General features: G+C 73.8%; 14 protein-coding genes. 2 read left to right on the top strand and 12 right to left on the bottom strand.

The features are described from left to right. From ACLBXP_RS25100 to ygfZ, 6 genes are all read right to left on the bottom strand, one after another. On the bottom strand, positions 1-133 hold a 133-nt coding region (locus ACLBXP_RS25100; RefSeq protein WP_447670565.1), incomplete at its 3' end, for a 1-deoxy-D-xylulose-5-phosphate synthase N-terminal domain-containing protein. A gap of 93 nt (positions 134-226) precedes the next feature. Next, positions 227-511: an exodeoxyribonuclease VII small subunit gene (locus ACLBXP_RS25095; RefSeq protein WP_447670562.1), complete on the bottom strand. Its 285-nt coding sequence runs from the start codon at positions 509-511 to the stop codon at positions 227-229. Between the two features lie 203 nt (positions 512-714). Next, a complete protein-coding gene (locus ACLBXP_RS25090) occupies positions 715-1,224 on the bottom strand; it encodes a tyrosine phosphatase family protein (RefSeq protein WP_447670561.1) in 510 nt (169 codons plus the stop codon). A 1-nt stretch (position 1,225) separates the two neighbouring features. Beyond that, positions 1,226-1,816, bottom strand: coding sequence for a hydrolase (locus tag ACLBXP_RS25085; RefSeq protein WP_447670560.1), 591 nt, complete (start codon positions 1,814-1,816; stop codon positions 1,226-1,228). Beyond that, positions 1,813-2,433, bottom strand: a complete 621-nt coding sequence (locus tag ACLBXP_RS25080) for a DNA-3-methyladenine glycosylase I (RefSeq protein WP_447670559.1) — start codon at positions 2,431-2,433, stop codon at positions 1,813-1,815. Before ACLBXP_RS25080 ends, ACLBXP_RS25085 begins: the two co-directional genes overlap by 4 nt. A gap of 37 nt (positions 2,434-2,470) precedes the next feature. Further along, on the bottom strand, positions 2,471-3,328 hold the full coding sequence (ygfZ, locus tag ACLBXP_RS25075; RefSeq protein ID WP_447670558.1) for a CAF17-like 4Fe-4S cluster assembly/insertion protein YgfZ: 858 nt from the start codon (positions 3,326-3,328) through the stop codon (positions 2,471-2,473). A gap of 96 nt (positions 3,329-3,424) precedes the next feature. Between ygfZ and ACLBXP_RS25070 the strand changes: the two genes are divergently transcribed. Then, positions 3,425-4,768, top strand: coding sequence for a dihydroorotase (locus ACLBXP_RS25070; RefSeq protein ID WP_447670557.1), 1,344 nt, complete (start codon positions 3,425-3,427; stop codon positions 4,766-4,768). A gap of 35 nt (positions 4,769-4,803) precedes the next feature. On the opposite strand, the gene ACLBXP_RS25065 is transcribed toward ACLBXP_RS25070, so the two are convergent. The 6 genes from ACLBXP_RS25065 to pdxH form a co-directional block, all read right to left on the bottom strand. Continuing rightward, positions 4,804-5,064, bottom strand: a complete 261-nt coding sequence (locus ACLBXP_RS25065) for a hypothetical protein (RefSeq protein WP_447670556.1) — start codon at positions 5,062-5,064, stop codon at positions 4,804-4,806. 174 nt (positions 5,065-5,238) lie between these two features. Beyond that, on the bottom strand, positions 5,239-5,700 hold the full coding sequence (locus tag ACLBXP_RS25060) for a TIGR02301 family protein (RefSeq protein ID WP_447670555.1): 462 nt from the start codon (positions 5,698-5,700) through the stop codon (positions 5,239-5,241). 2 nt (positions 5,701-5,702) lie between these two features. After that, positions 5,703-6,161, bottom strand: coding sequence for an NUDIX hydrolase (locus ACLBXP_RS25055; RefSeq protein WP_447670554.1), 459 nt, complete (start codon positions 6,159-6,161; stop codon positions 5,703-5,705). Further along, entirely contained in the window at positions 6,158-7,291 is a 1,134-nt protein-coding gene (locus ACLBXP_RS25050) for a hypothetical protein (protein WP_447670553.1), read from the bottom strand. Before ACLBXP_RS25050 ends, ACLBXP_RS25055 begins: the two co-directional genes overlap by 4 nt. Then, entirely contained in the window at positions 7,284-8,006 is a 723-nt protein-coding gene (locus tag ACLBXP_RS25045; protein WP_447670564.1) for an SDR family NAD(P)-dependent oxidoreductase, read from the bottom strand. Before ACLBXP_RS25045 ends, ACLBXP_RS25050 begins: the two co-directional genes overlap by 8 nt. Positions 8,007-8,174: 168 nt before the next feature. After that, entirely contained in the window at positions 8,175-8,798 is a 624-nt protein-coding gene (gene pdxH / locus ACLBXP_RS25040; RefSeq protein ID WP_447670552.1) for a pyridoxamine 5'-phosphate oxidase, read from the bottom strand. Positions 8,799-8,959: 161 nt separating this feature from the next. Here pdxH and ACLBXP_RS25035 point away from each other — a divergent pair, with 161 nt between their 5' ends. Next, positions 8,960-9,469, top strand: a complete 510-nt coding sequence (locus ACLBXP_RS25035) for an RT0821/Lpp0805 family surface protein (RefSeq protein WP_447670551.1) — start codon at positions 8,960-8,962, stop codon at positions 9,467-9,469. Positions 9,470-9,639 lie beyond the last annotated feature (170 nt).

The following is a 9,639-nucleotide window of genomic DNA, read 5'->3' as shown; positions in this document are numbered from 1 at the left end:
GGCCGGAGCCGAGGTGTCCGCCGGTGACCGAGACGGCGTCGATCATCTCGGCGCGCACCGCGTCCGCCACCGCCTGCAGCTCGCCCTCGCCCAGGCGGCGAAGGTCCGAAGGCTCGTTCACCCGCGCAAGGATCTCGTCCCGCGACTTGCTCTCACGATCCGACACGAGCGATCCTCACATACGCTGCGGGGGTAGAGGGGCGGGGACGGCCATGGCCCGGGGACGTCACCCGGCGTCCAGGGGCTCGACCCCCGCGGGGCGGCCGTCCGGACCGAGGGTGATGCGCTGGATGCGGGCCTCGGCCCGCTTCAGCAGCGCCTCGCAGTGACGCTTGAGCGCCTCGCCGCGCTCGTAGATCGCCACCGACTCGTCGAGGGGCACGTCGCCCTTCTCCAGGCGACGCACGATCACCTCGAGCTGCTCAAGCGCCTGCTCGAAGGGCAGATCACCCGTCGTGGGGCTCTCGCCGGGCCCTGGGGCGGCCGGCGCGTCGGGTCGGGCAGCTGTCATCCCTCGTACTTCCTTTGTTGCGGTTCTAAGTCGGACGGGGAGGGGGGACAACCCGGCGTCCGTCGCCGCCATCCCGGCCCGTGCTGTTTCGTCACCCGTGGCGTCGTTTCCGCCACACCCGCCAGGATCGCTGCGGTGCCTAGCGTCGGTCCAGGAGAAGTGGCCACCGGTTCTCCGTCCGGACCGACGACATCAGACAGACCCTAGAATGCGAGATGGAACGGCTCGCCCTCGAAGGCGTCGGCGCCGCGCCCGATGCGGGCGATGGCCGCGACCATGCGGCCCTGCCGGCCGAGCATCCGGTCGGCGATGGCCACGAAGAGCTTGTTGGGAGTCGCCGAGGGGGAGGCGCGCCGCAGCGCGTCGGCGAGATCTCCCTCGTCGGCATCCGGGTTCAGCGCGCAGGCGGCCATGTAGGCGGCGGCCGTCGAGCGGCTGATCCCGGCGTAGCAGTGCACCACCAGGGGCCGTTCCCGGGGCCAGGCGCGCACGAAGTCGAGGATGCTGGCGACGTGCTCCTCCGCGGGCAGGACGTGCCCGTCGCGGGCCTCGGTGATGTCGCTCACGCCGACGATGCCGTGGCACTCGGCCGGGATCGCCGCCGGGCGCTCCATCGGCGTGCCGACGTTGACGAGCGTCAGGACGTGGCTGGCACCGGTGGCCGCCACGGTCTCCGGCAGCCGCGACAGGGAGCAGACGTGGAGGGTCGACATCTCAGGCTCCGGTGAGGGCGTGGAAGCGGGCGAGGAAGCGCTGCTCGGCGCGGGCGGTGGGCCACGGCTCGGCAAGTGCCGCCGCCTCGGGGTCGAGGGTGCCGGGCGCGCCGAAGAAGCGGCCGGCCTCGTCGGCCGAGAAGCCCGCGAGCCGCGTCGCCTCATGGTAGGCCGCTGCCCGGTCGGCGCGCTTGACGAGCTCGGCGAAGGCCGGCGACGGCTCGGGAAGGCCGAAGCGGGCCCGAATCGCGGCGAGGAGCCGGCGCTCCACCGCCTTGTAGCCGTCGCCGATCGCCGCTTTGAAGGGCGAGATGATGTCCCCGATCACGTATTCGGGCGCATCGTGCAGGAGAAGCTCCACGCGCTCCGCATCCGCGAGGCCGGGCGACAGGGCGTTCCCGATCCGCTCGACGAGGAGGGAGTGCTGCGCGACCGAGAAGACGTGCGGGCCCGCCGTCTGGCCGTTCCAGCGGGCGACCCGGGCGAGACCGTGGGCGATGTCGGCGATCTCGATGTCGGCGGGCGCAGGATCGAGGAGGTCGAGGCGGCGGCCGGACAGCATGCGCTGCCAGGCCCTCGGAGCATCCGTCATGGCGCCGAGCCTGCGAGGGCTGCGCAGGAGGCGTGCCGGTGGCAGCCGACGAGGTGATCGTTCACGAGGCCGGTCGCCTGCATGAAGGCGTGCACGATGGTCGGCCCGACGAAGCTGAACCCCTCCGCCTTGAGCGCCTTCGAGACGCGGCGCGACAGCGGCGTCTCGGCCTGGATCTCGGCGCGTGTCGCCGCACGCCCCTGGATCGGCTGCCCGTCCACGAAGTCCCAGAGGAACCGGGCGAAGCCGGGTCCCGCCTCCTCGATGCGCAGGAAGGCGCGCGCGCCCGCGATCGTGCCGCGGATCTTCGCCCGGTTCCGGATGATGCGCGTATCGGCCATCAGGCGCTCGACGTCGGCTTCGGTGAAGCGGGCGATCCGCTCCGGCTCGAAATCCGCGAAGGCCGACCGGAAGCCCTCGCGCCGCCGCAGGATGGTTATCCAGGACAGGCCGGCCTGGAACCCGTCGAGGATCAGCTTCTCGTAGAGGGCCCTGGCATCGCGCTCGGGCACGCCCCACTCGGTGTCGTGGTAGCGCACGTAAAGGGGGTCCGCTCCCGCCCACCAGCAGCGCGCGCAGCCGTCGGGATGTTCGATGAGGCCTGTCTCCGAAGACATCCGGCGGGTTTAGCGGGTGGCGCGGAAAAGGCCAGGGTCATCCCGCCGGCGCATCGGCGGCCTGCGGCATCGGGAAGGTGGCAAAGGTCGGGCGCGCGGCGCCGAGCACCCGGCCGCCGGCCCGGAGCGGCTCACCCGCGGCGAGAGCGTCGGCGAGGCGATCCAACCGGAGCATGGCGAGGCCCCGCGCGCCGGCAGCACTTCCGGTGACGCCGAGGCTCTTCTGCCCGGCGGTCACCTCGGTGTTGGGCTCCGCCGCGGAGCCGTCCGCGTAGGTCACCGGCAGCATCCGCGTCCGGGCCGTGCCCCGGTGCTGCATGCGGGAGACCACCTCCTGCCCGACGTAGCAGCCCTTGCGGAAATCGACCCCGCCGATCTGGTCCATCAGGGCCTCGTGCGGGAAGGCGTCCCCGAAGGCAAAGTCGCGCCCGCCCTCGGGGATGCCGAGGGCGATGCGGTGCGCGTGGTAATCCTCCGGCCCCGCATCGGCCGAGAAGGCGCCCTCCGCCGCGTAGAGCCGCGCGCCGAGGTCGGCGAGGCGGCCGTCCGCGACGCGGGCGACCGCGATGGCAGTCTCGGCACCCTGCCACGCGGCCGCGACGGCGATCGTCGGATCCGCCGCGATCGTCACCTGTGCCCGCAGGCGGTAGAGGGTCAGGCGCCGCACGAGGTCGGCGGCCCGCTCGGCCGCCGTGTCAAGGCGGAACCCGTCGGGCAGGCGCGAGACCAGGAAGTCGAACTGGATCTTGCCCTGCGGCGTGAGGAGCGCGCCGAGGCGGGCCTCCCCCTCGGCCAGGGTCTCGACGTTGCAGGTGACGACGCCCTGGAGGAACCCGGGCGCGTCCGGCCCCGTGACGGTGACGACGGCGCGGTCCGGCAACAGGGCGATCGGCATGGGCTGGGGTCCGGGGCTCGGGTTTGCAAGGACGTCGGCCGTGACATAAGCCCCGCCCGGCCGCCTCTCAATGCGATCCGACCCGGGAGCCCACCGATGGACCAGCCCTTCGACCTTCTCCTGACCGGCGGGACGGTGGTGAACCAGGACGGCGCGCACCGCGCGGATCTCGGCATCCGGGCCGGCCGCGTCGCGGCGATCGGCGACCTCGCGGGCGCGGACGCCGCGGAGCGCGAGGATTGCACCGGCCTGCACCTGCTGCCCGGCGTGATCGACACCCAGGTCCACTTCCGCGAGCCCGGCCTCGACCACAAGGAAGACCTCGAATCGGGCTCGCGCGCCGCCGTGATGGGTGGCGTCACGGCGGTGTTCGAGATGCCGAACACGATGCCTCAGACCACGAACGCCGCGGCTCTCGCCGACAAGGTCGCGCGGGCGCACCATCGCATGCACTGCGACTTCGCCTTCTGGGTCGGCGGCACGCACGAGAACGCCGCGGAGGTCGCCACGCTCGAGCGCCTGCCGGCGGCGGCCGGTATCAAGGTGTTCGTCGGGTCCTCGACGGGCTCGCTCCTCGTCGAGGACGATGCCGGCGTTCGGGAGATCCTGTCGCGGATCCGGCGGCGCGCGGCCTTCCATGCCGAGGACGAGCCGATGCTGCGGGAGCGCCGGGACCTGCGCGTGCCCGGCGATCCGGCCTCACACCCTGTCTGGCGCTCGCCCGAGGCCGCGCTGAAGGCGACGCAGCGCTTGGTGGCGCTCGCCCGCGAGACGGGGGCCCGCATCCACATCCTGCACATCTCGACGGCCGACGAGATGCGCTTCCTCGCAGACCACAAGGACGTGGCGAGCGTCGAGGTCACGCCCCACCACCTGACGCTCGACGGCGACGAGGCCTATGCGCGGCTCGGCACGCTCGTCCAGATGAACCCGCCGGTGCGCGGCGCCGGCCACCGCGCCGGAATCTGGCACGGGCTCAGCCAGGGCGTCGCCGACATCCTCGGCTCGGACCACGCGCCCCATACGCTGGAGGAGAAGGCGAAAGCCTATCCGGACTCGCCCTCGGGCATGACCGGGGTGCAGACGCTGGTGCCGATGATGCTCGACCACGTGGCGGCGGGGCGCCTGTCGCTCGCGCGGTTCGTGGACCTCACGAGCGCCGGGCCGCAGCGCCTGTTCGGTATCGCCCGGAAGGGCCGCCTCGCGGTGGGCTACGACGCCGACGTGACGGTGGTGGACCTGAAGCGCCGGGAGACGATCCGCAACGCGTGGATCGCCTCGAAATGCGGCTGGACGCCCTACGACGGCGTCTCCGTCACGGGCTGGCCGGTGGGCACCCTGGTGCGCGGCCGCCGGGTGATGTGGCAGGGCGCGCTGACCGGGCCGGGGGCCGGAGAGGCTGTTCGGTTCCTTGAGACCCTGGGGGCGGGCCCGACCTGACCGGGGCCCGCGGGCTCATCGAGAGGCGGGTTCCCTTAGTGCTGCAGGGTCGTGGTGAACGCGCCGCCGCGGATGCGCTCGGGGAATCCCTCGGCGTAGCGGGCGGTGGCCTCCTCGCCGTAGGTGGTGACCAGTTCCTGGAAGGCCGCGAACAGGGCGGCCTGCGCCATGCAGTCACCGTCGAGGCCGTCCAGACAGCCCTCCGCGAAGGCCTCGGAGACGTAGCTCAGCGCGGCGCGCTTCTCGTCGATGTTCGCCTCGATGGGGGAGACGGCGGCGGCTGAGGTGTTCTGCATGGGACCATGGCGTCTGTTGCGCCCGAGGCCGAAGCCCCGGCGGATAGCGAATGATAGGCGCCTCCGGGTCGTGCGACCAGCCGGGAATTTCGAAGCGGTTAACGCGACCGCTCGGATTTGTGCTGTCCCGCGATCTCCGCGGGGGTGTGGCGAAACGGCACCAGGCCGGGCCGCTCACCCGCCGTAGCGGCCCGCCAGCGCGCGTGAGAGCTGGGCGCCCTCCGCCAGGAAACGGTCCGCCGCCTCGTGGGCCGCGGGCGTGCAGACCCGGTAGGTGAGGGCGTAGCTGCGATATCCGCGGTTATAGGCGCCGGCGAGCCGGTCGCGCCGGCCCGCGCTCGTCCCCTCCGTGTCGATCAGCGCCTTCATGCGCGCGGGCCACTGCACCGCGTCCGGGCTGGCGCAGACGCCGCGCAGGAAGGCCAGGGAGCCGATGACCTCGGAGAGCCGCATCAGGTCGCGGTCATAGGGGGCGGGAGCCTCGGCGGGGGCCGGCGCCTCCCGGTCCTTCTCGGCCGGCTTCTCGGCGGGCTTCTGCTGCGTGCGCGAGCCGCCGCGCGAGGACTGCGCCTCGGCGGGCTGCGGCAGCGCGGCGAGCACGGCGAGGAGGCCGAGGACGAGGCGGCACCGGGTCACCGTCAGGCCTCCGCGGGGTGCCGGCGGATCGCCGCGAACGCCTCGGCCAGGGTCGCGAGGAGGCCCGGGGTGGTGGCGAGGCCGGCGACCTCCGCGGGCGTCGCCCAGCGCACGTCGAGGGCCTCGGGGCCCGCCACCGGCTCGCCGCCGCGCCAGAGGGCGGCGTGGGGATGGACGACGTAGTGGTGGCGGGCGCGCCCCTCCGCGTCGCGCTCGATGATCTCGGTGGGGGGCAGCACGGCGACGACCTCCGCCGAGAGGCCGACCTCCTCGGAGAGCTCGCGGAGTGCTGCCGCCGCCAGCGTCTCGCCGGCCTCGACGAGGCCGCCCGGCAGGGTCCAGACGCCGCGCATCGGCGCGTTGGCGCGGGCGGCCAGGAGGACGCGCTCGCCGCGGATCACCGCGATCGAGGCGCCGACGAAGGGCCGGGTCGGGAACAGGCGGGTGTCCGGGTCGCTCACGGTGCGGCCTTGGTCCCGTCCAGCGCGATGTCCACCACGCGTCCATCGGAGAGTCCGACGAGGATCCGCGCCGCCTCGCCCCGTCCGAGCACCGCGAGGCCGAATCCGGCCGGCGCCGGCAGGGCGACGCGAAGCCGCTCCCGGAACCCGTCGCGCAGCGACAGGACCGCGACAGCGGCGCGGTCGGCGCTGGGCAGGACGAGCTCGGCCGGGCCGTCGCGGGCCGGCGCCAGGGGGCTCGCCAGATCGGTGTCGTCGGGGCCGTCGGCGTAGCCGGGGGCTTCGCGCAGCAGGCTGAGGGCGCCGTCGGCATATCCCCAGAGTTGCAGGCTGCCGCCCGTATCCGCGGCCCGGAAGGCGGCGAGCTGGGGCCGGCCGGTGCCGGCGAAGTCGGCGATCGCCGAGATCCGGAACGGCCCGGCCCCGGGCGCCCCGGCGGCGAGGAGCGACCAGGGCGCACCCGCCGCGGCGCGGCCGACGAGCGCCGGCCCGGAGCCGGCGGCGGAGCGCGTCACCGCCGCGAAGGCCGGGCGCCCGTCGAGGTCGAGCGCCCGGGGCGCGAGGGGCGCGAACACCGCCTGCGCGCCGGGCCGGACCGTGGCGGTCTCGACCGGCACCGGCTTCGGGTCGGCGCTGAAGGCCACGGCCTGCCGCTCGCGGATCGTCAGGGCGGCGGCGTTGGCCGCACCCTCGCCGCCGAGCGCCCGGGTCGGGCCGCTCAGGTAGGCGGTGACGGGGCCGGCGACGGCGCGGCGGGAGCCCGGCAGGGCGCCCCGCGGCGTCTCGGCGGCCGCGAAGCCCTCGATCGCCTCGGCGCCGAGGAGCGTCGCCTTCACGACCCCGCCGGCGAGGCTGAGGGCCGCGCCCCCGTCCTCGCCCCACACCACGGCGATCGGCGCCCCCTCGGCGACGGGGTCCTTCGGGCGGGCGATGGGCAGGAGCCCAGAGGTCGCCACCGCCACCGCGATCTCGCTGCCGGGTCCCCGCAGGGCCCGGGCCCGGAAGGGCAGGTCGAGGATCCTGACGGCGGGCTCCGCCGCGGCCGGCGAGGGGGAGAGGCCGAGGCCGGAGACGAGACCGAGCGCGAGGGCCCCGGCGAGCCGGAACCGGCCCCGCCGGGCCTCACACATGCTGCCCGCCGTTGATGTGCAGCTCGGCGCCGTTCACGTAGGAGGAAGCCTCGGTGCACAGGAAGTAGATCGCCTTGGCGACCTCGTCGGGGGTCCCGAGGCGGCGCTGCGGGATCTGCTCCACGAGCTTCTCGGTGCCGGGCGAGAGGATCGAGGTGTCGATCTCCCCCGGGGAGATCGCGTTGACGCGCACCCCGAGGGGCCCGAAATCGGCGGCCATCTCGCGGGTCAGGCCGGCGAGCGCCGCCTTCGAGGTGCCGTAGGCCGCCCCCGCGAAGGGGTGGACGCGGGAGCCCGCGATCGAGGTGACGTTGACGATCGAGCCGCGGGCGCGGGTGAGCTCGTCGCACAGGCCCCGGGCGAGCAGGATCGGGGCGAAGAAGTTGACCTGGAAGACGCGCTGCCAGTCCGAGAACGGCGTCGCGATGGCGCCGAGGCGCTCGCCGCCCGAGCCCTTCGGCGAGATGCCGGCGTTGTTGACGAGGGCGTGCAGCAGCCCGCCCTCGGCGGCCAGCCGCTCGGCCACCTCGCGCACCCCCCGCACCGTATCCTCCGCATCCGCGAGATCGACCTGGAGGTGGTCCTCCGGGCCCATCTCCCAGGGGCAGTTCTCGGGGAAGGGATGGCGGGAGCAGGTGATGACGCGCCAGCCCGCCGCCGAGAAGCGCTTCACCGTGGCGTGCCCGATGCCGCGGCTCGCGCCGGTGAGCAGCATCACGCGCCGACGTTCGTTGGGGGATGGGGCCAAGGCCGGTGCCTCTCTGGCGACGTCCGCGCGGCAGGCTCCGCGGGGGTCTTAGGTCTAAGCGCGGGCGCCCCGGAAATCCAGGGCGCGCCGCGGTGCAGCAAGCGCTACGGCAAACCCTGCGCTACCCCCCGCGCGTCACGGATAGAGCCGCGACCGGCTCCAGCCCGTCCCCGCCCGGGTGAAGCGCACGCGGTCGTGCAGGCGGTAGTCGCCGTTCTGCCAGAACTCGAGGCTCACCGGCTCGATCCGGAAGCCCCGCCAGTGCTCGGGCCGCGGCACCGGGCCGTTCTCGTAGCGGGCGGCGAGGTCGGCGACCTCGGCCATCAGCGTGGCCCGGTCCGCGAGGGGGCGCGACTGGCGGCTCGCATGGGCGCCGATGCGGCTGTCGCGGTGGCGGCTCGCGAAGTAGGCGTCGGCCTCCTCGGCCGTCACCGGGGTCACCGGGCCGCGGGCCCGCACCTGGCGGCGCAGGCTCTTCCAGTGCAGGACGAGCGCCGCCTGGGGGTTCTCGGCAAGTTCCTCGCCCTTGGCCGACTCGACGTTCGTGTAGAACACGAAGCCGCGGGCATCGACGCCCTTCAGCAGCACCATGCGCACGTCCGGCAGGCCGTCGGCGCCCGCGGTGGCGAGGGCCATGGCGTTCGGGTCCTCGGGCTCGGCGGCCTCGGCCTCCGCCATCCAGGCGGCGAACAGGGCCCAGGGGTCCTCGCTCAGCGTGAAATCGTCCGGGGCGGGGTGGGGCAGGGTGGTTTGCTGCATGGCCTCATCGATCCTTAACCGGTCGGCGCCTTAGATCGCGGCCGTGACATCCGGGTCGGGGGCACCGACGTGGAGCACGACTCTCGACGGGCTGCGTGTCGGTCTTCCACGTCGGTCCTGGCGGGTCGGTCTTTTCGTAGACGGGTCAGGTGTCAGGTGTAATGGGGCGTCGTGCGTTGAAAGGCCATCCTCCCGCGGCGCGCGGCGCGCGCGCGGCGTCTCTCCTCGTGGCCGGGCTCGTGGCCGGGCCCCTGGCCACCCTCGGCCTGTCGGGCTGCAGCCAGCCGCTCCTGATCTTCCGCACGGCCGAGACGAAGTCGGCGCCGGAGCCGGCCCCCGAACCCCTCGTCACCGGCAGCATCGCCAAGCGCCCGACGAGCTTCGGGCCCGACCTCGGCGAGGAGGATTGGCGGCGCGCCCGCGCGGCCCTCGGCGTCGCCCTCGACCCCCAGGGCAACGGCCGCCCGGTCAAGTGGGACAACCCCGAGTCGAGCCTGCGCGGCACCATCAACCCCACCGGCCTGCCCTACGTCGCGCACGACGAGATCTGCCGGGACTTCCTCGCCACCGTGATCGCGCCCGAGCGCAGCCGCTTCGTGCGCGGCACCGGCTGCCGGCTCTCGGGCGGCCCGTGGGAATTGAAGCGCCTGCGCGCCGAGAAGCAGGGGTAGGGCCGGAAGCGCGTCGGCTTAGCCCCCGGGGGTCTGGTTTCGACCGATTCTGTTGAAAAACTCGGGTGTTGCAGCGATTGTGATGAGGTGATTCACTCCTGTCGAGAGACGGAGATCGAAGCAGATGATGGGACCTCGGCAAGTCGAGCAGGGTGCCCTGTTCTACGAGT

The organism is Methylobacterium sp. A54F (assembly GCF_053346035.1).
The sequence above is the reverse complement of the archived record's forward strand: the minus strand, read 5'-3'. Positions and strand labels throughout refer to the sequence as shown.

Excerpts from the sequence above, each read along its gene's own strand:
- ACLBXP_RS25095 (WP_447670562.1), bottom strand. The coding sequence starts at position 511 with ATGACAGCTGCCCGACCCGACGCGCCGGCCGCCCCAGGGCCCGGCGAG.
- ACLBXP_RS25090 (WP_447670561.1), bottom strand. The coding sequence starts at position 1,224 with ATGTCGACCCTCCACGTCTGCTCCCTGTCGCGGCTGCCGGAGACCGTG.
- ACLBXP_RS25085 (WP_447670560.1), bottom strand. The coding sequence starts at position 1,816 with ATGACGGATGCTCCGAGGGCCTGGCAGCGCATGCTGTCCGGCCGCCGC.
- ACLBXP_RS25080 (WP_447670559.1), bottom strand. The coding sequence starts at position 2,433 with ATGTCTTCGGAGACAGGCCTCATCGAACATCCCGACGGCTGCGCGCGC.
- ygfZ (WP_447670558.1), bottom strand. The coding sequence starts at position 3,328 with ATGCCGATCGCCCTGTTGCCGGACCGCGCCGTCGTCACCGTCACGGGG.
- ACLBXP_RS25070 (WP_447670557.1), top strand. The coding sequence starts at position 3,425 with ATGGACCAGCCCTTCGACCTTCTCCTGACCGGCGGGACGGTGGTGAAC.
- ACLBXP_RS25065 (WP_447670556.1), bottom strand. The coding sequence starts at position 5,064 with ATGCAGAACACCTCAGCCGCCGCCGTCTCCCCCATCGAGGCGAACATC.
- ACLBXP_RS25050 (WP_447670553.1), bottom strand. The coding sequence starts at position 7,291 with ATGTGTGAGGCCCGGCGGGGCCGGTTCCGGCTCGCCGGGGCCCTCGCG.
- ACLBXP_RS25045 (WP_447670564.1), bottom strand. The coding sequence starts at position 8,006 with ATGCTGCTCACCGGCGCGAGCCGCGGCATCGGGCACGCCACGGTGAAG.
- pdxH (WP_447670552.1), bottom strand. The coding sequence starts at position 8,798 with ATGCAGCAAACCACCCTGCCCCACCCCGCCCCGGACGATTTCACGCTG.
- ACLBXP_RS25035 (WP_447670551.1), top strand. The coding sequence starts at position 8,960 with ATGGGGCGTCGTGCGTTGAAAGGCCATCCTCCCGCGGCGCGCGGCGCG.